The organism is Sphingomonas crocodyli, assembly GCF_004005865.1.
GTDB classification, from domain to species: domain Bacteria; phylum Pseudomonadota; class Alphaproteobacteria; order Sphingomonadales; family Sphingomonadaceae; genus Rhizorhabdus; species Rhizorhabdus crocodyli.
Window position 1 is genome coordinate 1,131,605 of the sequence record NZ_SACN01000001.1, and the last position, 21,326, is coordinate 1,152,930.

Genomic DNA, 21,326 nt, shown 5'->3' on the forward strand with positions numbered 1-21,326 from the left:
CTCCTTCGGCCGCGCCGTGCGTGTCAGCTTTGCTGGCGGAACAGCTGCTGGATGCCGTCCGAGGTGCGGTTGGCGATGTTCGAGGTCAGCTGGCAGTGGAACATGAATTCGTGGCAGCGCATCGTCAGGTTGACGACTTCGCCGGGGGTCATGTTCGCGCCCTTGGCCGAGGCCGTCTGGGCATAAGCCGAAACGCTGCGCGCCTCGCCATTCACCTTTTCGAGCTGGCTGAACATCGCCTTCATCGCGGGGCCGAGCTGGTCGGGGCCACCGACGCCGGCGATGCCGCCGGATCCGGCCGCGCTCAGCGAACCCTGAAAGCTGGTGATGTCCGAGATCGAGGCGGCGGGGCCGGCCTGGATCGTCTGCACCTCGGGCGGGACCACGGGGGCGAGCCCCGTGGCCGCGATCGCGTCGATCGACATGATCGCCCCCCTCAGCCCTTACGCGCCATCGTTTCGAGCGCCTTACCGACGCTGTCGATCGAGCTGGACGAGCTGTTCGACATGAAGCTCATGCGCAGCGATTCGGTGGTCAGCTTGGTGATCTGCGACGGATTGTCCGCGCCCGCCGAAACGGTGTCGGACATCTGTTCGATCCGCTGGGCCTGATTGTCGAGCGTCTGGCCCCAGGCATCGGCGAGCGCTTCGAACCAGGTGCCGGGCGCGCCGCTCTTGCCCATCTTGTTGCCGGTCAACGGGCTGCTGGCCATCAGGCCCAGGCCGCCGGTCACTGTGGTGTTCGTCATGTCACTACACTCCTACTTGCACACGTGTTGGTCTTCAGAAGGTCAGCCGTGTTTCCCGGCCATTTTTTTCGAGCAGGACGTCATGGCCCTGAATGCGGACCAGCCGATGCCCGCTGGGCATCATCGCGCCCGCAAAGTAGCGGGCGCCGTCGGCGGTCTGGATATAAGCGGGGTCGCCCGAAACGACGGTCGACACCTTCTTGGTGGCGTCGGCGACCGAACGGACGGGGCTGTTGTCATCTGGCATCAGATCGTCGCGCAGAACGACCTGGCGAACCTGCCGGACGTCGGTCTTCACCGCCTGGACCAGCTTGGTCTTCTGATCGGGGGCGAGTGGGGTGGTGCGCAGTTCGATCGCGGCGTGGCCGATCGGGCGGGCCATCGCCTGAAGCCCGTGGATCCGCGCGACGTCGGCGCTGGCATTGGCGAGATCGGTCGTGGTCTGCACGTCGAGCTGGCCGGGAATATAGGAGGCGCGCAACACCTGTTCGGCCTTCGCGCGTTCGGCATCGCCGCCGACAACGCCGGTGACGATCACGCCGCCGGTCGCGTCATTGTTGGCGGCACGCAGTTGCGGCAGGCCGGCTTCGTCGAGCGCACGTTCGACACGCTGGGCGCGGTCCGCGCGCAGGCCCAGCGCGTCCATTGCAGGACCGGCGGCGGTCGCGGCGACCAGCAGTACGCCAGCGCCGCCGAGTGCGACGAGGCGCCAGCCGGTCAGCATGTCGCCTGCCTTGTCGCCCAGCTTGCCGACGATCGCCATCGCCTGATCCTGCAGGCTGGGATCGGCTGGGCGCGGGGTGGGGACGGCGAGCGCGAGCCCGCCCGCCTCGGTCCAGCGCGCGCTTTCCGGCTGGCCCCAGGCCATCGCCACGCCGCCGATCGAAAAGGGGACGTAGGCGGGCAGCAGCGCGGTGTTGCCCGCGCTCACCGTCGATCCCAGCAGGCTTGCCTCACCGCTCAGCACCGTGACCTGTGCCGTGCCCGCGGGATCGAGCGACAGTTCGAGCGCGATGCCCTTCGTCGCCGGCTCGCGGATCACCACGTCCTGCCAGAATTGATGGCCGATCGAGATGGCGCGATCGGACGGCAGCGTCTTTTCGGTTCCCGCAAGACGGCCGTTCAACACGCGCAGGACGGGCGCGGCATCGTTGCTCATTGCGTTCTCTCCGCTGGCTTCGACAGAGGATTGGGGGCGGTCTGAGGCTGGTTCTGATACATGAAGGGCTGCGCCGCCTCGGTCGTGACCGACGTGGTGACAGGCCCGACGCGATCGGACAGGGTGGCGAGGCGCGGCGTGATCAGGAACAGCCGCTCGGTATGGCCGCGCTGCTTGGAGCGGGTCTTGAACAGGTTGCCCAGCAGCGGGATATCGCCCAGCAGCGGCACCTTCGACACATTGTCGACATCGGCGTCGACCGTCATGCCGCCCAGCAGCAGGCTTTCGCCGTTGAGGACCATCGCCTGCGTGTTGACGGTCGATCGTTCGACGATCGGGATATTCTCGACCACCGATTCCGGGCTGATGCTGCCATCCTCGATCGCGACGAGCACGCGGATGCGGGTCTGATCATGATCGCGGAAGACGTGCGGGTTGACGCGCAGGACGGTGCCCGCCGTCACGTTGAACAGATCGACCTCCTCACGGCCCGCGACACGGACGTAGAAGGTGCGGGTCCGATCGAAGATCGCCTCGACATTCGACAGGGTCATCACCTGCGGGCGCGATACGATGCGGGCGGCGCCCTTTTGCTCGAGCGCGGTGATGCGGCCGATGAACTGGCGCTGGTTGCCGATGATGGTGGAGATCGTCCCGCCATTGGCCGACGGGGTGATGTTGGTGACGTTGTCGCGGCGCGACGTGCCGGGTACGGGCAGCAGGCCCAGATCGCTGTCGGTGCCGTTGCCGAACAAGGCGCCGAAGCCGCCCGAACCGAAGCGCCAGTTGATGCCCAGCTCGCGCATCTTGTCGATGTTGATGTCGATGATCGTGGCTTCGACCTCGACGAGCTGCGGCTCGACATCGAGAGCGCGGATCAGCGAGTCATAGGCGTTCATCCGCTCGGGCACGTCGCGGACGATGACCGAGTTGGTATAGGGATTCGCCTCGATCCGGACGATGTCGGGCGACAGCGGCGATCCGCCGCCGTCCCCGCCGAAGCCGCCCGCGCCATAGCCGCCGGTGGCGTAATTCGGATCGCCCTGCGCGGGATAGATCCCGCCCGAGGGGAGGCCGAGGAACGGGGTCTGCTGCGCGTTCGGCGCGACCGAATTGAGGCCCAGCCCCTTGAGGCGCGGCATGCTCTGCCGCACCGGGCGCGAACCGAAGCTCAGCTGGTTGCCCGGACGCTGATCGAGGACGAGATTCTGGATGATGTGGGCAAGGCCGGGCACGGTCACTTCGCGCCCGCCCGCACTGACGGTCGTATCCTCGGCCCGCGCATAGCGCAGGTAGAAGACACGGAATTCGAGCGACTGCGAGCCCGATGCGCCATAATCGAGATAGGCCGAGCGGCCGCTGCCACCAGCCGAGCCGGAGCCTTGAGCGAGCGCCTGCACCTGTTCGACGAAACGGGGCGTGCCGCTGGCCACCAGCGCGCCGTCGCCCGAGGCGCGGACGAGGTTGCGTTGATCGGCGAGCCGCTGGCTCTGCACCTGGCTGACGACGCGGGCGGCGGTGCCGCGGCCGACCGGCAGGGTCTGCACGGTCAGTTCATTGGCCGAGTAAACATAGACGGCGGCGCCGTCATAATAGCCGACCAGGTTGAACGCCTTGGCGATGTCGCTGAAGATCTTGTTCGCGGTGCCGGTGAAGCTGCCGTTCACGGTGCCGGTCATGTTGCCGCTGGTGACGACGGGCTGGCCGACGCGCGAAAACAGATCGCGCACGAAGGCGGCGACGGGCTGGTCGCGCGCGACGATCGACACCTGCACGGCGGCCGAGGGGAGCGGCGCGGTGCTGGCCGGGGTCGCGAGGATGGCCGCGGCCATCGCGGCGGCGGCGGGCAACATCAAGGGGCGCTTGATCGATGGCACGGGGGGTAAGTCTCCTGTTATTCCGCGGCGATGGCGGCCGGCTCAGACGGAAGCCCCCGCTGTGGCAGGCCGATTTCGCCGCGGACGTCGAAACGGACGGTCGTTGAAAGTTCGTTGAAGGCGAGCACGGGCAGATCGAACATCATCGGTTCGATCAGCTTGCGCATCGCGCGGCGCGCCTCGAACGAGGTGACGAGCACGTTGGCGCCCGTCTCGTTCGCGGTCTTCGCGATCGTTTCGATCAGCTCCTGCGCGATTTCGGGCTGCAGCGCGACGCGCTCGACCCCGTCGATGATCCGCGTCGCATCGCGCACCATCGCCTCCAGCGCGGTCGACACGACCAAAGCGGCGATCATGCCGTCGCGGGCATAGGCATCGAGCAGATAGCGCTTGAGCGCGATGCGCGTGTAATCGGCGATGCGGCCGGGATCGCGATCCTGCTGCGCGGCGGCGGTGATGCCCTCCAGCACGTCGCGCATGTTGCGGATCGGCACCTCTTCCTCGGCCAGGCGGCGGAGGATTTCGGCGACCTTGGCGGCGGGAACGGCGCGAACCGCCTCCTTGACCACTTCGGGATAATCGTCGCCGACGCGGTTGAGCAGGCCCACCGCCTCCTGCACGCCCAGGAACTGGGGCAGCTGGCGGCGCAGCAGCGATTCCACCGCAGGGACCATATCGACCTGCTGGATGCTCTCGCCGCCGCCGACCGCGATCTCGAACACGAGCAGACGCCAGCCGCTCAGCGTCTCGCCATCGACGAAATGGATGGCGAGGCGGGGCAGGGGGACGCCGGTGCGATGCTGGAGCGCGTCGAGCATCGTGGAGAGCGAGGTGTTAAGCGCCTCGGCCTCCACCTCGACCGGACGGGCGCCGACTTCGAGGAGCAGCGGCACGACCGGCTTGGGCAGCGACGGCGTCGCCACCTTGGTCGCCGGCTGTTCGGGCAGCTTGCGCAGCAGCGTGCGCTGGAGCGGGCCGGCGTGGCGGATGATGTAGGGCTGCAGCCGCGGATGCATCGCTGCACCCGACACCATCAGCCCCGCGCCGAGCGCCAGGAACACCGCGATCGGGAAGCCGGGCACCAGCGCCATCAGCCACGCGATCGCGCCGACGAAGATCAGCACGCGGGGATTGGCGGTCAGCTGGCTATGGATCGCCTGACCCAGATTGCTGTCTTTCTCCTCGTCGGTGGTGCGCGTGACCATCAGGCCCGCGGCCATCGCGCCGAGCAAAGCCGGGATCTGCGCGACCAGGCCTTCGCCGATCGTCAGGATCGAATATTTGTGGGTGGCGTCGCCCAGGCTCATGTCCTGCTGCATCACGCCGATCGTCAGGCCGCCGATCAGGTTGACGACGACGATCACGATCGAGGCGATGGCATCGCCCTTCACGAACTTCATCGCGCCGTCGAGGCTGCCGTGCAGCTTGCTTTCCTGCTCCAGCACCTTGCGGCGGCGGCGCGCCTCATCCTTGTCGATCAGGCCCGAGCGCAAGTCGCTGTCGATCGACAGCTGCTTGCCGGGCATCGAATCCAGACTGAATCGAGCCGCAACTTCCGCCACGCGCTCCGCCCCCTTCGCGATCACGATAAATTGCACGACCGTAATGATCAGGAAGACGACCAGACCGACCACAAGGTTCCCGCCCGCCACCATCGTGCCGAACGTCTGGATGATGTGGCCGGCATGCCCCTCGATCAGGATCATGCGCGTCGTCGCGATCGACAGCGACAGGCGGAACAGGGTGGAGACCAGCAGCACCGCGGGGAAGGACGAGAAATCCAGCGGCCCGCGAATGTAGAGCGTGTTGAGCAGCAACAGCACGCCGAAGGTGATGTTGATGCCCACCAGCATGTCGATGACGATCACCGGCATCGGCAGGATCATCAGCGCGACGATCGCGACGATGCCCGCGACCAATGCGAGATCGGCGAAGCGCGCGGACAGCTTCACTCGCGAGACGACTTCGCTCGAAGCCAGATAGCGTTCGACGCTCATGGATCGCTCCTCAGCGGGTGGCCGTGGTTGCGGTTCGGCTGGCGATGTAGGTGCCCATCACCTGCCCGACATAAGCGCGGGTCTCGCGATAGGCGGGGATGCGCATGCCGGCCTTCGTCACCGCGCCCGGCCCGGCATTGTACGCCGCGACGATCAGGGGGACGTTGTTGCCCAGCTTGTACTGCAGCGTCTTGAGGTAGCGCGCGCCGGTATCGAGCGCGAGCGCCGGATCGACCAGCAGCTGGCTGGGATCGGCGACGCCCATGCTGCGCGCGGTGGCGGGCATGACCTGCATCAGGCCCAGCGCGCCCTTGTGCGAGACGGCGTTCAGCTTGCCGCCCGATTCGGCGCGGACCATCGCGGCGAGCAGTGCCGGATCGATGCGGTGGCGCGCGGCGACCTGGCGGATCAGATGCGTGGTCGGCGCGGCGCGATAGGGGGTGGGGGCATAAGCGTGGGCGGACTTGCCGGCTGGCATGCTGATCGACACCGATCGGGGCATGTCCATCAGGCTGGCGGACGCCTGTTCAACGCCCGATGAACCCCCGCAAAGCGCCGCGGCCTCGCCAAATTTCGCGGAGATGCCGGTGGTGCCACAATCCGCTGCCTGGGCAGCGGATGAGCAGAAGATCAGGGAAAGTAAAAAACCCTTCGCTTTATTGCGAATATCGATCTTTCCGGGGGCACCGCAATCCATACGCATACACCGCTCCTGATACGCACCTATACGTCCCCCTGGGGGTAGTATTGTTCTCGTCAGTTATCGCGGGTCCAGCGATCCGGGTCTCTCGTCCGGCCCTAAAAGCCTACGGATACAAAGCAGCAATGCAACCCAAAAAAATGAACGGTTTATCGCAGATTTCGGCCGATCCAACACGCTATCCGCTCATTTCATCGTGAAATGTATCCGAGCGCACAAAAGCACGGAACCTCAATAAGTTCGGGAATTTAAGCCCGGAATTTGGGGTGGAATCGCATGATTCGGGACAGTTCCATGAAATTATTGTGACGGCCAACTAATTGACTTGGTTTTTGGAACTTTTGATAATCAAGGCTGTTTGATGGCCTGAGTGGGTCCGGTTATCAGATGCAACCTGTTCGGTCTTTTATAGGCCGGATGGGAAGCCTTATGGGTTGTTTAGCGTCCGGCAGCGTAGCGGGGCGGCCTTTCTGAAGGTCGCTTCGGTGTTGTTGCTGGGAGAGGCCGGTGGCCGACAAGAATGACGGTGGCGACAAGACGGAGCTGCCGACACAGAAGCGGCTGGACGACGCGCGCAAGAAGGGCGACGTCGCCAAGTCCAAAGACCTGACGTCGACCGCGACTCTGTTCGCCTGGCTGCTCGTCCTGCTGTTCGGCAGCGGGATTGCCGCGGGGCGGATCGGATCGCTGTTCGAGGACGGCTTCGCGATGATTTCGCGCGGCGATCCCTTTCCCCATGCTGTCGGTCAACTGGGCTGGAGCGCGTTTCTCGCGCTGCTCGTCATCACCGGCCTTGCGATGATCCCGGCGTCGATCGTCGGTGTGCTGACCGAGTTCCTGCAGGCCGGCGGCGTCTTCACCTTCGAAAAGCTCAAGCCCTCGCTCGACAAGATGAACCCGATGGAAGGGTTCAAGCGGATGTTCAGCCTCGATAATCTGGTCGAGCTGGCGAAGACGATGGCCAAGGCGATCCTGATCGCGGGCGTCACCTTCCTGGTGCTGCGCGGATCGCTGGCCGAGATCATCGAAAAGACCGGGCCGATGCTGTTGCCCACCGCCGAGACCGACGGGCGCGGCGCGGCGGCGGCGGTGATCGCCTATACCGGCAACATCACCCGATCGGTCCTGCTGTGGACCTTCGGTACCTTCGTGATGGTCGCCGTGCTCGACATGGCGTGGCAGCGGCACAGCTACATCAAGAAGATGAAGATGAGCATGCGCGACATACGCGACGAGGTGAAGGAGAATGAGGGCGACCCCCTCATCAAATCCAACCGCCGCCAGCTTCATCAGGAATGGGCCGAGCAGAATGCGGTGGGCGCGGCGCGCAACGCCAACGTCCTCGTCACCAACCCGACGCACCTCGCGATCGCGATCGATTATGATCCCGAAAGCTGCCCCGTCCCCGTGATGACCGGCAAGGGTGAAGGCCCGCTGGCGCAGGCGATGCGCGAGGCGGCGGAGGAGGAAGGGGTGCCGATCGTCCGCTATGTCGAGGTCGCGCGCGGCCTCTACGAACATGGCGCGGTGGACGAGGTGATCCCGCGCGACATGTTCGATGCGATCGCCCAGATCATCCTGTGGGCCCAGAAAGTTCGCGACGAAGGCGGCCCGCGCACCACTGACATGACCAAAGATCCCACGCTGGCGATGGAGGCCTGACCCTTGGATTCGACGATCGGCACCGCGATTTCCGGACTGCTCGGCACGATCATCGCTCTGGCGATCGTGCTGGGGATTGCGTGGTTCGTGCTGAAGGCGATGCGCCAGTGGCAGGATCGCGGGATCGGCCGGCGACCGGGCGAACCCGACCGTCAACTCCGCTTCATTCGCGCCTTGCCCGTCGGCCAGCGCGAGCGCGTGATGCTGATCGAGGCCGAGGGGGAGGTGATGCTGATCGGCGTCGCCACCGGATCGGTCCGCCTGCTTCGGAATTGGGGGAAAGAGGGGGCGCCTCTGACACCAACCGACCTGCCGGAAGGGCAGGCAGATCCGGGAGCGCACCCATGAACGCCCGACCATCGTCGATCCGACAACGCCTGCCCGCCTTGCGCCGCGACCATGCCGAGGCGCAAACCGGCCTGATCGCCGCGCTCAACAATCGCGAGATCGACGATCTGCGCATTTCGGCGCGGATGGCGGGCGGGCGCGATCTGCGCGCGGCGACGGTGTGGATCCGCTTCGACACGCGGATCGGATCTCTGCTGGTCGCCCCGCTGCTGGTCGACAACCAGCTCGCCCGGATGACGAATGGGGAGGGGGCGCCCGACGGGATCGCATCCGCCGCGACGCTCGGCCGGATCGAAAATCTGGTGGCGGCGGCCGAACGGATCTTCGCGCTGGAACTGCACCCGGCGGGCCTCGTCACCGATCTTGAGGGCGATCTGGTGATCATCCGGCTCGACGCGCTCGATCGATCGGGCACGCTGCGCCACCGCCTGCTGATCGCGACGCCACCGGGTGTCGAGATCGAGCCGCTGCCGCTGCCGATCGATCTGCCGCCGCTGATCGGCGGGCTCGCGCTGCGATGGACCGCGCGGATCGATGCGCTGCCGATCGCCGCCGCACGGCTGAGCACGATCGGGCGCGGCGACTTCATTCTGTTGGGGCTCGGGCCGCTTGTCGCCCGGCTCTACCTTCCGGGGAGAAACGATCGCGCGACCGCGACGATCGAATTGAAAAAGGGGTTCGCAACCTTGGGAAATGACCCACAGCAGGGGAATGCCAACGTGTCTGACCGGACCTACATGACCGATGCCGATGCGCCCGGCACGCCGTCTGGCGCGGGCGACTGGGCCAGCATCCGCGTAGCCACCACGATCGAGTTCGACGGCAACGGGCTGACCGCAGCCGAGATGGCGACATTGGGCAAGGGCAGCGTGCTGCCGCTGCCCATTGCGGGCGGGACATTGCCCGTGCGCGTCATCGCGGGCGGCGCCGTGATCGCCGATGGCGAACTGGTCGCGGTGGGGGAGGGCTATGGCGTCCTCGTCACCGCCGTTCGGGCCGGCGATGCGGGCTGACGCGGATGGACCTGTCCACCTTCACGCCGGGCTCCGCCCTCGTCGTCGTCATCGCGCTGGCGATCGCGCCCTTCTTCGCGGTGATGGTGACGTCGTTCACCAAGATCGTCGTCACGCTGAGCCTGCTGCGCAACGCGCTGGGCCTGCAGCAGGTGCCGCCGAACATCGTCATCAATGGCCTGTCGCTGATCCTGTCGCTCTACGTCATGTATCCGGTCGGGCAGCAGATGCAGGCCGCCGTGATCAGCAATCCCGCGCAGGAGGTGGGGACCGAAAGCAAGCTGATGGCCGCGATGGATGCGGGCAAGGAGCCTTTGCGCGACTTCCTGCTCAAGCATAGCGACCCCAAGGAGCGGACCTTCTTCCTCAAGACCGCGCAGCGCGTCGGCAACCCCGATCGCGCGGCCGAGATGAGCGAGCAGGACTTCGTCGTCGTCATCCCCAGCTTCGTGGTGAAGGAACTGTCGCTGGCGTTCCAGATCGGCTTCCTGATCTTCCTGCCCTTCCTCGTCATCGATCTCGTCATCTCGAACATATTGCTGGCGATGGGGATGATGATGCTGTCACCCACGACGATATCCTTGCCGTTCAAGCTGTTGTTGTTCGTTCTGGTCGATGGCTGGGTGAAGCTCTCGCACGGCTTGGTGCTGTCCTATGTGTAGCGGAGAGCGGCCATGAACGGCGATTTCGTCGCGCTGACCAACGATGCGCTCTGGCTGGTGCTGATCCTGTCGGCGCCGCCGATCATCGTCGCGTCGGTCGCGGGCCTGTTGGTCGCGATCGTCCAGGCGGCGACGCAGATCCAGGAACAGACGCTGCAATATACGGTGAAGTTTTTCGCGATCGTGGTGACGTTGTTCATCACCGCGTCGCTGCTCGCATCGTCACTCTATCGGTTCAGCGATCGGGTGTTCACTGAATTTCCGGCAATGATCCGCCGATGAATGGATGGGCCGATCAGGTTCTGTTGCTTGGCGTGTCGACCGCGCGGATCGCGGTGGCGTTCCTGATGCTGCCGATGTTCGCGAGCGAGACGGTGCCCCCGCTCGTCCGCAATTCGATCTTCATTTCGCTCGGTCTCGTCAGCCTGTCGCTCCAGCCGCCGCTCGATATCGCGACGATCGGGGCGGAACGCTGGGCGGGCATCTTCGCGAAGGAGGCTTTCGTCGGCCTGGTCATTGGGTTCTTCTTCGGATCGGTGCTGTGGGCGTTGGAAGCCGCCGGGCAGATCATCGATACCAAGGTGGGGGCGACGATGGCGCAGATCGTCGATCCGCTGTCGGGGCATCAGACCTCGCTCAACGGCGCGTTCCTCGGGCGGCTCGCGAACCTGGTCTTCATCTTTTCGGGTGGGTTGTCGCTGGTCGTGCGCGTGATCATCGAAAGCTATGCGATCTGGCCGATCGCCGCGCCGATGCCGACGCTCGATCCGCGCGGCGTGATGCTGTTCGAGGCGGAGTTCGGACGGCTGATGGTGCTGGCCACTTTGTTCGCGGCGCCGGTGCTGACGGTGCTGTTCCTGATCGACGCGGGGTTGGGCCTGATGAACCGCTTCGCGCAGCAGCTGAACGTCTTCACGATGTCGATGTCGATCAAGGCGCTTGCCGCGACGGCGGTGATCCTGCTGCTGCTCGGTAGCTATGTCGGCGCGATCGTGCGCGACATCGCCAGCCGACCGGCGGTGCTGATCGAACTGATGAAGGCGTTCGATCCATGAGCGCCGCGGCCGAACCCGTTCCGCCTGCGATGGCCGAGGACGAACGCCTCGCCGCGATCGCCGATCTGCTGCGTAAGGCGGATGCGCTGCCCGGCGCACCATCCCCGGTGGCGCTGGGCGAGCATATCGTCGAGGCCGCGCGCGTGCCCAAGCGGCATCGCGAAGCCCTGCTCAAGCTCACGCCGATGGAACTGACCGTGATCCGCTTCCTCGGCTGGGGCCGATCGAACGGCGATATCGCGACCCTGCTGCTGATCGCGGAAAATACGGTGCGCGTTCACCTGTCCAACGTGTGCCGAAAGCTCGAACTCGACGGGATGCGCGAACTCGCGGCGCTGGCTGGCTTGCTGTTTTATCCGGCCGACTAACACCTTCATCCTCCCCCGCCAGGGGGAGGTGTCAGCGCAGCTGACGGAGGGGGAGGATACGATGATCTGGAATTGGTCGCCGACCTCCCCCTCCGTCGCCTTCGGCGCCACCTCCCCCTGGCGGGGGAGGATGAAGAAGGGGGCGACTAATCAATTCGACTAGGCTGGATAGTCGAAACGCGGAGCGAAATGAATCGGTGGCGCTGGCACTAAGATCACGTCGGGCCAACCAGTCGGTTCGGCGATGCCGCCCACGGGGGCGGGCCAGATTTTCGAACCGATGGTTCAAGATAGGAGAATTGATATGTCGGGCGGTTTCAATCCGATCAGCATGGTCTCTCAGATCGCACTCGGCGTCGCCACGGGCGGCACCAGCCTCTTCGCGCAGCTCGCGATGCAGGTCGTTTCGTCGGTCATCCAGGAAGCGATCCAGACGGTCGGCGACCAGCTCGGTCTGCCGCAGCCGCTGATCGACATGGCGCAGGGCGCAGCGGCCGGTTCGGTCGGCGATTTCCAGGGCGCGATCCAGAACTCGCAGGAATCGGCGCAGGGCTGGGCGGATGCGCTGGGCGACATGCTCAATGCCAGCCCGTCGGATCGTGGCGACATGCAGCGCCAGATGGACGAACTGAGCCAGGCGATCCAGGGCGCGGTCCGCGAGGCCTGGGAAAATGCGGAGCGCAGCGGCTCGTCGAAGGGTCCGCGTTCGTGGCTGCAGGCGATCGCCGAAGCCATCGGCAAGGCTGTCGATCGCAAGGCCGACGAGATGAACAAGCTGGCCGAGAGCGCGGACGAAAGCCGCGAAGCGACGACCGACTATCAGGTCTCGGTGCAGGAGTTCAACCTGCTGATGAGCACCATGACCAACACGATCAAGTCGATCGGCGAAGCGCTCTCGACGATGGCGCGCAAGCAGTAATCGCCTGTCGCAATGCGATACGAGGTGCCGGGCCCGCGACGAGCGGTGCCCGGCATCTTCATCTTTTATGGCACCTTCTTTTGGCGTCGCCCGTTAGGTGCTTTGGCCGTAACGATCGTGGAGTTTCATATGGTTAGCGTTCGCAGCATGGTGGGCCGGGCGGTTCTGGGCCTGAGTGGCGCGGTGCTGATCGCGCAACCTGCCTTCGCGCAGGACTATATGGATCAGGTGATCGACCAGAATTTCCAGTCGATGAGCCTCTACGCCGGCAGCGTCCCGATCGAATATGAGGCCAAACGCGCGTTCAAGAGCCGCGTCAGCAGTGCGCGCCCCGCGCCGCGCGGGCTGGCCGCAGCTTTTTCGGGCGGCGGCGGCGGGGCGGCTGCCTCGGCTGCGCCGATCCCGCTGACCTATTCGTCGACCCCCGCGATCCGCAAGCAGGCGATGGCCGAGTTCCTGGGCCGCGTGCGGCAGAAGAATCCGGCGCATGCGAGTGCGGCCGCCGCGCAGTTCGCCAAGCATGATTATGCCAAGATCTGGCAGGGGATCGTCGCGCCCTTCGGCCTCAAGAGCAACGATGCGGGCGATGCGATGACCGCCTATCTCGTGCTCGGCTGGATGATCGTGAACGGTGCCGGCGATCCCTCGCCAGCCGACGTGCGCGGGGTGCGTTCGCAGATCGGCACCGCCTTGTCGCGCGACAGCCGCTTCAACAGCCCGTCGGGCCGCGCGAAGCTGGGCGAGGAGTTCAAGATCCTGTTCGTCACGCTCCATTCGGGCTGGCAATCGGCGCGCAAGGAGGGGAATCTCTCCCAATATGGCCGCGGCGTTTCGCAGATGATGCTCCAGCAGTCGGGCATCGACCTGTCGAGCGTCGCGCTGCGCGGTGGCTTCGTGCCCAAGCGCGGCTAATCCATCCGATTATGGCGGAGGTGCGCGGCGGCGCGCATCTTCGCGGGTGAAAGGAGCCTGCCATGAGTATCGTATTCGGCCTCATCCAGACGTCCCCGAACAAGACCGACAATGCCTGGAACGGCGATTTCGGATCGCAGGGTTCGGTGAAGAAGGACGGCGCGGACTCCGCGATCCGCGCGCTCGCGACATCGTCGCTGCGCACGCTGCCCTGGGTGCTCGAACGGCTGACCGACGACAGCTGTCCGCTCGGCCGCCCGCTGGGTAGCCCCGGAACGCTGGCCCGGTTCGAATCCGATAATCCGGCCGATCCGCAGGCTCCCGACAATCGTTATGGGCCAGAACAGCCCCGTTGACCTCACGACGCGGCGGCTGACGCTGCGTCCGATCGGCGCGGCCGATTTGTTCGCGATCGCCGCGCTCCACGCCGATCCGCGTGTCGCGCACCAGCTGGTCGATGGCGTGCCCGACGATGGCCTCAAGGCGCTGCAATTCCTGCGCTGGAACGCGCCGCTGCGCGATGCCGGGATCGGCACCTTCGCGGTGCGCCGGCATGGCGAGGTCGATCTGATCGGCCTGTTCTCGCTCACCCCCTTTCGCGACGATCCCGCGCTGCTCGAACTCGGCGGCAAGCTCGCGCCTTCCGCATGGCGCGGCGGGCTGGCGGTCGAGGCGGGGGCGGCGATGATCGATCATGCGATCGGCACGTTGGGGCGCGATCGGCTGGTCAGCGCCTTCCATCCCGATCATCGCGCAGTGCCTTTCTCGCTCGCTCGACTGGGCTTCGTCGATGCGGGTCGCGACACCTTGTTCGGCCGCGACGTGCGGATCATGGCGCTCGATGCCGCCGACTGGCGCGCGCAGGGCAGGAAGCCGCTCCCGCCCCGGCAGGCGCGCACTAATCTTACCGATTATGGGCGTGGCGACGGGATCGCGGCATAAGGGCGACAGGGTGGTTGCCGCCACGCCTGCGCGCCTAGTCGTTTCGACTATGGCGGGCATTCGGTGTCGGCCCCACCTGATGGTTCGATAGGACGAAGATGATGACGTTTATTGGCATAAACCAGGCTTCCGCGGCGCTGCCCATCGGGCAGGCGAGCGGTGCCGTCGCCAAGGATCTGGCGGCCGCGGCGATCGGTGAGATCGGCCACCGGCTGCTCGCCTGGGTCGGCGCGAGCGGTGGCGCCAGCACGTCGGGCGCGGCCTCTTGGAGCGCGTCGGTCGGTGCGAGTGATTTCCGCCCCGATGCGTCGGAGCTGGCGCGCGGCGGCGACGTCTATGATCTGAACGGCCTCGCGTCGTCGATCGCTGGCCAGACCGGCGCGACCCCCACCGAAGAAGGTGACCTGCGCCGCGCGCTGGAGGATTTCACCCGCGCTGCCGTGGTCCAGGTCGCGGGCCTTGCAGGTGCGGACGGCGATCAGCAGGTCGCGGGCCTGCGCACCGCGCTCGACGTCGCGGGCTCGGCCGATGTCGGCGAAGGCGCTTCGGGCGTCGTCGCCCGGCTCGAACTCGCGACGCGCGGCCTTGCCGCAGCCAACGGCGGGTAAGAGGCACGCATGGTAAGCCCGATCAGTGGAGCATCGTCGTCGGCCAGCCTGAATCGGCTGGCGGCGATGGATCGCGCCGATGACGGGGCCGATGCCGGGCTTTCGACGCAAAGCAGCCTCGATCGGCTTCTTAATCGCGTGTCGCCGCTCGATCGGCTGGTCGCAGATGCCGGACCGCTGGGCAAATTCCGCACCGATGCGCCCGATGCGCTGCCGTCGGGGACGTCCAGCTTCACCTCGCGGATTAACGACACGATTAACCGCCTCGCGGCGCGCCTCGGCATTCCCGCCGAACGCGTGCTGACCGGCAATCCCACCCGAACGCCCGAACTGGCGCCGCAGCAGCCGACCGAGCTGCCGCCGGGCGCCAATGCCGCCGCGCCCGACACCCGCATCGCCGATCCGCGTCCTGCGGTCGCCACCGACGCGGATAATCGTACGGCGCGCACGATCGCGGGGAACCCGACGCCAGCATAAGCGTGTTTGCCATCACCGACCCCGCGTCATCGGAGGATCCATGAAGCTGCCTCTCCTCGCCCTGACCGTTGCCGTTTCGACCACCGCGATTCTCTCCCTCCCCGCCACCGCCGCCCGCCGCGCCCCCGCCGGGCCGCAGCTCAAGGTCGTGACGTCGGGCAGCGAACAGGCGCTGCAGCTGGGCGCGACCGTGCTGTCGCGTCCCTTCGGCGCGCAGCTGATCGACCGGATGACCGTCACCGGGCGCTATCCGTTCAAGGGCGGCCATTATTTCCTGGTCGAAGGGCAGGGCGGAAGTGAGTGCCCCGCGCGCTATGTGGTCGTGCAGGCGCCGACCGGGCAGACGCCGACCGTATCGGCGCCGTTCGGCACCTGCAGCACCGGCGCTTCGGCTTCGGCTCGCACCGGCGCACTCGTCATCACGATGCCGGGCCAGCCGGGCGGCGGCAGCTTCGTGCGCTATGCCTATGCGCAGGGCGCGGTGAAGCCGATTGCGGGCGATCCTGAAATGGCCGAGGCGGCGGTCGCCCCGCCGCTCGCGCAGTGCGTCGATTATGGCACGGCCAGCGCCGCCGGCCCGGCCGACTATCGCACCGAACTCGATCGCAGCCTTCCGACCGACTGGCGCAAGCGTTCGCGCATCGCCAAGGCCGAAGTGAGCCAGGAGCAGCTGCGCGGCCTCGTCTCCAGCCTCGCCTGCCTTGCGACCTGGCCGGGGGCGGAGCGCAGCGTCACCAAGGCGGCGGTCCCGCTTTTCTCCAGCAGCCGTTACGGCAAGGCGTCGTTCGCGGCGCTCGACACCACGGCGCGCGATCTCGATTCCGATCCGGGCCTGCGCGCCAATGCACGCGCCTTTGCCGCCAACATGCACTTTTTGGTCGACCGGCGGGAGGCGTTCTAAGCGTTCCGATTAGCGACTAGGGCGCCGGTCGCGGCCTATTCTCCATCCATGATCGAGAAGGATGGAGCAGAGGCATGACCGGCGTTTCCTCGGTATCGAGCACCCAATATTCGGCCTATGCGGGCGGTTCGACGCAGGGCGACTATACTGTCAAATCGGGCGACACGCTCTGGGATATCGCGCAGGCGAAGGGCATCTCGCTCCAGTCGCTGATCCAGGCGAACCCGCAGATCGCCAATCCCGACCTCATCTATCCGGGGCAGCAGATCAACATCCCGGCCGGTGGCGGATCGGGCGGTTCGGGTGGCGTCAGCGGAACCGGCGGCGTCGATGGCGCGGTGCCCGGCAGCGGCACGGGCAATGTCGCGGAGATCGCGGAGAAATATCTCGGCCAGAACGCGTCGTCGCTGAAGGTCAATCGCAACGACAATCTGCCGATGGACGCGAACGTTCCTTCGAACGTGTGCTGCGCGAATTTCGTGTCGGCGGTGCTGACCGAGGCAGGGCAGCTTCCCGCCAACCTCCACACCAATTCGGTCGCGCAGCTCAACAGCACGCTGCGTGCGCAGGGCTGGACCGCGGTCAGCCCGGCGGAGGCGAAGCCGGGCGACGTCGTGATCATTCAGGGCGGCGGCGTATCGCACACCGAAATCTATGCCGGCGACGGCAAGATGATCGGATCGAACAATATCAACGCCGACGGCACCCAGCAGATTTCGAAGAACAATCTCAGCTGGGCATTGAGCCACGGCGGCGTGATCCTGCGCGCGCCGGCCAGCGAACAGACCGCGCCGAGCGGCGGCACCGGCGGCACGCAGGGCGTCACGCCCACAGGGCAGGGCAGCCGCGAGGATCGGATCGATCAGGCGATGGCCTATTTCCAGTCGCAGGGCTGGAGCAAGGCGCAGGCGGCCGGGATCGTTGCGAACCTCGACGCCGAAAGCGGTATGGATGCGGGCATCAGCCAGATCGGCGGCGGCCCCGGTTATGGCCTCGCGCAGTGGGAAGGGCCGCGTCAGGCCGATTTCGCACGCTGGGCGAAGCATGACATTCGCGGCTCCTCCTTCGCCGAACAGCTTCGCTTCATCCAGCACGAGCTGACGACGACCGAGTCCGCCGCCGGCAACGCGCTGAAGAACGCCACCGACGCGCGCACCGCCGCGCAGATCGTGACGACGCGCTATGAACGCCCGGCCGACAGCCAGGGCGAGGCGATCCGCCGTGGCGAACGCGCCGTCGGCATCTTCGCGAACCACTGATTTTTAGGGGCACCGTGTGACTGGCCGGGAACGTCTAGGCGTTTCCGGCCTTTTTGCCGTGATGCTGATTCCGATCCTTTTCCTCGCCGCCAGCGCCGCCCCCGCCGAGGATGTGCGCTGCAGCTTTGCCGATGCCGCGCCGGTCGCGTGCCGCTTTGCCGACCGGGTCGATGCGCAGGGCGTGCATCACATGACGTTCACGGCCGGATCCCGGCGCGCGACCTTCGTCGGCCGATCGCAATCGGGCTGGTGGTCGGGCAATCTCGATGGTCGCCCGGCAATGGGCTTCGAACGCAATCGCGGGCACATCGTCTTTTCGACGACCGACCTGAAGACGCGCTTCGCCTGGTGGTATCCCAAGGACGAACACGGGACGTATTAGATCCTCTCCCGGAGGGAGAGGGGGACCGCCCGAAGGGTGGTGGAGAGGTATTGGCCGGCAGCGATGCCCTTGTGGAGAGCTACCCCTCCACCGGCTGCGCCGGTCCCCCTCCCCCTCCGGGGGAGGATTCATTAGGGCACGAAAATCCCAGCCGGCGCCTTGTACGTCTTGGCCCAGCCTTCCCACGCGACGTCGGTCGGGCCGATCGCCTTGTCGATCACCGTCCAGCTGTCGCCCTTCTTGTGGAGCAGAGCGGCGTAGGTGCGCGAGATGAAACCCTGTTCGGCGGCGTCGGCGCGGCTGGTGCCGGCATAGCTGATCGGCACGCCTTCGCGCTCCTCCATGTCGGCGATCAGAAAGGCCCAGCCATCGGCCTCCTTCAGCTGACGCACCTTGAACAGGACGGGCTTGCCGATCGCGGCGCTGACGGGTTCGCGTGCGCTGTCGAGGATGGCGGTTCGGGTGGGGCCGCTGACGGGGGCGGCGGCGATCGCGACGGTCATGAGCACTCCTGTGGGACTGAACATGGGTTGATCTCCTGGACGTCCAGTGTCGTCGAACGACGAAGGGCCGGGCAAGGTTTCCCCGCCCGGCCCGCGCCGTCCTGTGCCTGGGCTAAGGTCAGGCGTCGACCTGCGGCAGGATCGCGCGCAGGATCGCGTTGGTGGTGATGCTGGTGTCGATATTCTCGGTGCTCAGCATCGCCATGCTCATCAGCACGCCGAAGCCGAGGAACATCGAGAGCGCACTGCTCAACTCGTCCACGCTGGGCATCGTGCTGCCGGGGCCATAGGCTTCGCCGGGGCGGGTGGCGTTCAGATCGGCCTGGGTCGCGATCTGGCCGGTAATGTCCGAACGCCAGCCGCTGCCGCTGGCATTTTCGTTGAGGACGAAGCCGTCGCGGGTCGCGGCGTCCAGCGCATAGCCATCCTGGCTCATGCTGATCGAAAGATCGCCCAGATCGTTCTGGCTGATCCCGTCGACGACGATCGCATTGTCGCCCTTGGTGATCGTCAGCTGGCTCGCGACATAAGCGTCGGGATTGCCGCCGAATTGTTCGGTGTCGATCGTGATCTTGGTGCCGTTGTCCAGCGTGAAGGTGGTCGTGCCCCAGAAATCGAAGACGTGGTTGCCGTCCACCTCGACATGCGGATCGCCCCAGATGCGCGTGGTTTCGCCGGTATTGGCGTTGGTGATCGTGATCTCGCTGTTATTCTCGTTGAGCGCGAGGCTGTAGCCGTCGCCCAGATCGATCGATGCCGTTCCGTTCTGGCCGGTGCTGGCGGTCCACTGCGCTTCGGGTTCGGCGGCGGCGGCGTTGCGCGCGCTGACGTTCCACAGCGCCGGCATCATCGCGAAGGCGAGCGGCCCCGCGCCCAGCGGCGACAGGAAACGCGCGGCGATGCCGCTGGCCATCATGAACTGCGCGCCGGCCGAAAAACCGGCGGCGAACGAGGATCCCATCATCGTGGAGGCGAGGTTGGCGTTGATCGTGGTCATGTGCGTGGCTCCCGGAAGAAGTTGCCCGAGCATCTGACCATGAAGCGGGATTCGGCGCGCTCAGCGTAACGATTAGGCGACCTAGTCGGAGCGACTAGTGGAGGTGTCCAAATCCTCTCCCGGAGGGAGAGGGGGACCACCCGAAGGGTGGTGGAGAGGTATTGGTCGGCAGCGAAGGTTGCGCGTGTGGAGAATACCCCTCCACCATGCTGCGCATGGTCCCCCTCCCCCTCCGGGGGAGGATCGGGAAGGCTCAGCGCGCGGCGAGTTCCGACTTGTACACGTCGAGATAGTTGTTGAGCACGTGCGCGCGCTCCTCGTCCCAGACGCCGTTGATGCGCTTGGGCGCGCCATTCAGATAGTCGAAGCGGAAGTGACCGGGCTGGTCGATCTTCAGCTCGAACCCGCCGATCACGTCGCCGGCATCGTCCTTACGCTGGCGATAGAGCGTGGCGATCGCGCCGCGTGCGGTTTCGTCCAGCTTGAACTGGGCGGACGCGAACTCACCGTCGGGCTTCCGCACGATGGCGAGGCAGACATAGTCGATCTGGTAGCTGTCGCCATGTTCGAGGATTTCGACATCGGCGAGCAGACGTTCCCACGCGCCGACATCGGCCGAACCGGCGACGCTGCGGACCACATCGTTCTGGGCTTCGGTGAAATCCATGATCTGCGCTCCGGCCTTCACGATCACTTGTTGACGAAGTTCTGAGTCATCCACACGCCGCCATTGACGCGATAGGATGCCTCGAAACTGTCCGGCCGGTTGCTGGCATTGCCCGTGGCGTAATTCGCCTCGATCCGAATCTCGACCGTGTTGGCCGGATTTTCCGCCAGTTTCCCGACCGTATTTTCAAACTGTTTGTAAGCGCCGTTGTTCAGGTTGGGAAGGCCGTCGCCGGTCGGCTTGCCGTTACCCGGCACGACATTGAGGCGGTTCGTCTGGCCGCCGAAGCGATCGGCGATGATGTGGAAGCCGACGTCGGTCTTCTTGCCCTCATGCCCGATCGAGGTTTGCAGGTCGGGATCGTTGCGGCCGGCGGCGTCGAGGCTGATCGTGCCTTCGGATGTCTTCACCCGTCCCAGCGCGTCGGTTTCATAGGCGTAATTGCCATATTCGTAGCGCATGTTGGGCTGCGCATCGTTGGCCGCGCGGTTGAAGGCATCGGCATCGTCGAAGCGGCGCGTCTGGCGCGCGACGTCGGTCGCGGCTTCGGCGGCTTCGTCGCCATGCTTGGCCGCCGCCTGAAGCGCGTCGGTGCCGGCCTCGGCAACATTGCTGCCGCCACGGATCGCGCCCTTGGCGGCATCGCCGATGCCGGGGATCCAGCCGACCGCCGCCGCGCCCAGATTGAGCCAGCCACCTTCCTCGCCGCGCACGACCTGCCCGATCGCGGCGACCGTATCGCGCGCATCGGCGATCTGGCCGACGACGGGGATGAAGCCGACCACGGTCTGCCCGGCCAGCTTCGACCAGCTTTGATTGTCGCTGAAGTCGCCCCGGATCGCGCCGTCGAAGAAGGCGCCGACGCCTTCTTCCGAACCGCCGCTTTCGCCCAATGCGGAGGCGAACTCACCCTGTTCGACCGGCGACAGCTTTTCGGACACGGCCTGCGCAAGCGAGGCATCGCCCTGCGCCTTCACGTCGGCCGCCAGCGCGACCGTATCGAGGCCCGTCGATGTCCGGTTGCTCGCGATCAGGTTCGCCGCGAGATCGAGCGACGCACCGTTGCCGCCTGCCGAAAAGCTGGCGCTCGCGCCGCCGGTTGCCTGCACACCCATGAACCGTCTCCGCTGCGAACTTTGGCCCGGAGAATAAGCGGCGGGGCTGCGCGGC

At 66.1% G+C, this 21,326-nt stretch carries 27 protein-coding genes; 17 read left to right on the forward strand and 10 right to left on the reverse strand.

What is annotated here, in order from left to right:
- Positions 1 to 23 precede the first annotated feature (23 nt).
- From EOD43_RS05200 to EOD43_RS05225, 6 genes are read right to left on the reverse strand one after another with little or no spacing between them, the layout of a single operon-like run.
- On the reverse strand, positions 24 to 425 hold the full coding sequence (locus EOD43_RS05200; RefSeq protein WP_164857106.1) for a hypothetical protein: 402 nt from the start codon (positions 423 to 425) through the stop codon (positions 24 to 26).
- A gap of 11 nt (positions 426 to 436) precedes the next feature.
- Entirely contained in the window at positions 437 to 748 is a 312-nt protein-coding gene (locus EOD43_RS05205) for a hypothetical protein (RefSeq protein ID WP_127741734.1), read from the reverse strand.
- 34 nt (positions 749 to 782) lie between these two features.
- The gene (locus EOD43_RS05210) at positions 783 to 1,907 is read right to left on the reverse strand and encodes a SctD/MshK family protein (protein WP_127741736.1); all 1,125 of its coding nucleotides are present in this window, start codon (positions 1,905 to 1,907) and stop codon (positions 783 to 785) included.
- Complete coding sequence (sctC, locus tag EOD43_RS05215) at positions 1,904 to 3,784, reverse strand: type III secretion system outer membrane ring subunit SctC (protein WP_127741738.1); 1,881 nt, start codon at positions 3,782 to 3,784, stop codon at positions 1,904 to 1,906. The genes EOD43_RS05210 and sctC overlap by 4 nt, the downstream gene beginning before the upstream one ends.
- Before the next feature lie 17 nt (positions 3,785 to 3,801).
- A complete protein-coding gene (locus tag EOD43_RS05220; RefSeq protein ID WP_127741740.1) occupies positions 3,802 to 5,781 on the reverse strand; it encodes a flagellar biosynthesis protein FlhA in 1,980 nt (659 codons plus the stop codon).
- Positions 5,782 to 5,791: 10 nt separating this feature from the next.
- The gene (locus EOD43_RS05225; protein WP_164857107.1) at positions 5,792 to 6,259 is read right to left on the reverse strand and encodes a lytic transglycosylase domain-containing protein; all 468 of its coding nucleotides are present in this window, start codon (positions 6,257 to 6,259) and stop codon (positions 5,792 to 5,794) included.
- On the opposite strand from EOD43_RS05225, the gene EOD43_RS23555 reads away from it, so the two are divergent.
- The 17 genes from EOD43_RS23555 (at position 6,258) to EOD43_RS05305 (ending at position 17,989) form a co-directional block, all read left to right on the forward strand.
- Positions 6,258 to 6,497, forward strand: a complete 240-nt coding sequence (locus tag EOD43_RS23555; protein WP_164857108.1) for a hypothetical protein — start codon at positions 6,258 to 6,260, stop codon at positions 6,495 to 6,497. The genes EOD43_RS05225 and EOD43_RS23555 overlap by 2 nt on opposite strands.
- Positions 6,498 to 6,988: 491 nt before the next feature.
- The gene (locus EOD43_RS05230; protein ID WP_127741743.1) at positions 6,989 to 8,143 is read left to right on the forward strand and encodes an EscU/YscU/HrcU family type III secretion system export apparatus switch protein; all 1,155 of its coding nucleotides are present in this window, start codon (positions 6,989 to 6,991) and stop codon (positions 8,141 to 8,143) included.
- 3 nt (positions 8,144 to 8,146) lie between these two features.
- A complete protein-coding gene (locus EOD43_RS05235) occupies positions 8,147 to 8,491 on the forward strand; it encodes a FliO/MopB family protein (protein WP_240653088.1) in 345 nt (114 codons plus the stop codon).
- Positions 8,488 to 9,504: a FliM/FliN family flagellar motor switch protein gene (locus EOD43_RS05240; protein WP_127741745.1), complete on the forward strand. Its 1,017-nt coding sequence runs from the start codon at positions 8,488 to 8,490 to the stop codon at positions 9,502 to 9,504. The genes EOD43_RS05235 and EOD43_RS05240 overlap by 4 nt, the downstream gene beginning before the upstream one ends.
- A gap of 5 nt (positions 9,505 to 9,509) precedes the next feature.
- Positions 9,510 to 10,166, forward strand: coding sequence for a type III secretion system export apparatus subunit SctR (sctR, locus tag EOD43_RS05245; RefSeq protein ID WP_127741747.1), 657 nt, complete (start codon positions 9,510 to 9,512; stop codon positions 10,164 to 10,166).
- 12 nt (positions 10,167 to 10,178) lie between these two features.
- Positions 10,179 to 10,448, forward strand: a complete 270-nt coding sequence (gene sctS, locus EOD43_RS05250; protein WP_127741749.1) for a type III secretion system export apparatus subunit SctS — start codon at positions 10,179 to 10,181, stop codon at positions 10,446 to 10,448.
- A complete protein-coding gene (sctT, locus tag EOD43_RS05255) occupies positions 10,445 to 11,221 on the forward strand; it encodes a type III secretion system export apparatus subunit SctT (RefSeq protein WP_127741751.1) in 777 nt (258 codons plus the stop codon). The genes sctS and sctT overlap by 4 nt, the downstream gene beginning before the upstream one ends.
- Entirely contained in the window at positions 11,218 to 11,589 is a 372-nt protein-coding gene (locus tag EOD43_RS05260; protein ID WP_164857109.1) for a helix-turn-helix transcriptional regulator, read from the forward strand. The genes sctT and EOD43_RS05260 overlap by 4 nt, the downstream gene beginning before the upstream one ends.
- 304 nt (positions 11,590 to 11,893) lie before the next feature.
- A complete protein-coding gene (locus tag EOD43_RS05265) occupies positions 11,894 to 12,508 on the forward strand; it encodes a hypothetical protein (protein ID WP_127741753.1) in 615 nt (204 codons plus the stop codon).
- Positions 12,509 to 12,637: 129 nt separating this feature from the next.
- Positions 12,638 to 13,420, forward strand: coding sequence for a DUF6683 family protein (locus EOD43_RS05270; protein ID WP_127741754.1), 783 nt, complete (start codon positions 12,638 to 12,640; stop codon positions 13,418 to 13,420).
- Between the two features lie 62 nt (positions 13,421 to 13,482).
- Complete coding sequence (locus EOD43_RS05275; protein WP_127741756.1) at positions 13,483 to 13,776, forward strand: hypothetical protein; 294 nt, start codon at positions 13,483 to 13,485, stop codon at positions 13,774 to 13,776.
- Positions 13,754 to 14,362, forward strand: coding sequence for a GNAT family N-acetyltransferase (locus EOD43_RS05280; protein ID WP_127741758.1), 609 nt, complete (start codon positions 13,754 to 13,756; stop codon positions 14,360 to 14,362). Before EOD43_RS05275 ends, EOD43_RS05280 begins: the two co-directional genes overlap by 23 nt.
- Before the next feature lie 98 nt (positions 14,363 to 14,460).
- Positions 14,461 to 14,970, forward strand: coding sequence for a hypothetical protein (locus tag EOD43_RS05285; RefSeq protein WP_127741760.1), 510 nt, complete (start codon positions 14,461 to 14,463; stop codon positions 14,968 to 14,970).
- Positions 14,971 to 14,979: 9 nt separating this feature from the next.
- A complete protein-coding gene (locus tag EOD43_RS05290) occupies positions 14,980 to 15,447 on the forward strand; it encodes a hypothetical protein (protein ID WP_127741762.1) in 468 nt (155 codons plus the stop codon).
- Between the two features lie 40 nt (positions 15,448 to 15,487).
- A complete protein-coding gene (locus tag EOD43_RS05295; RefSeq protein ID WP_127741764.1) occupies positions 15,488 to 16,348 on the forward strand; it encodes a hypothetical protein in 861 nt (286 codons plus the stop codon).
- 74 nt (positions 16,349 to 16,422) lie between these two features.
- Complete coding sequence (locus EOD43_RS05300; protein WP_127741766.1) at positions 16,423 to 17,607, forward strand: phage tail tip lysozyme; 1,185 nt, start codon at positions 16,423 to 16,425, stop codon at positions 17,605 to 17,607.
- A 16-nt stretch (positions 17,608 to 17,623) separates the two neighbouring features.
- Entirely contained in the window at positions 17,624 to 17,989 is a 366-nt protein-coding gene (locus EOD43_RS05305) for a hypothetical protein (RefSeq protein WP_164857110.1), read from the forward strand.
- 131 nt (positions 17,990 to 18,120) lie between these two features.
- Here the strand turns inward: EOD43_RS05305 and EOD43_RS05310 are convergent, their stop codons facing one another.
- The 4 genes from EOD43_RS05310 to EOD43_RS05325 all read right to left on the reverse strand — a co-directional run bounded on the left by EOD43_RS05310 (position 18,121) and on the right by EOD43_RS05325 (position 21,271).
- The gene (locus tag EOD43_RS05310; protein WP_127741770.1) at positions 18,121 to 18,492 is read right to left on the reverse strand and encodes a hypothetical protein; all 372 of its coding nucleotides are present in this window, start codon (positions 18,490 to 18,492) and stop codon (positions 18,121 to 18,123) included.
- Positions 18,493 to 18,610: 118 nt separating this feature from the next.
- A complete protein-coding gene (locus EOD43_RS05315; RefSeq protein WP_164857111.1) occupies positions 18,611 to 19,489 on the reverse strand; it encodes a DUF1521 domain-containing protein in 879 nt (292 codons plus the stop codon).
- Positions 19,490 to 19,742: 253 nt separating this feature from the next.
- Positions 19,743 to 20,156, reverse strand: coding sequence for a hypothetical protein (locus tag EOD43_RS05320; RefSeq protein ID WP_164857112.1), 414 nt, complete (start codon positions 20,154 to 20,156; stop codon positions 19,743 to 19,745).
- A gap of 23 nt (positions 20,157 to 20,179) precedes the next feature.
- Positions 20,180 to 21,271, reverse strand: coding sequence for a DNA/RNA non-specific endonuclease (locus EOD43_RS05325; RefSeq protein ID WP_127741776.1), 1,092 nt, complete (start codon positions 21,269 to 21,271; stop codon positions 20,180 to 20,182).
- Positions 21,272 to 21,326 lie beyond the last annotated feature (55 nt).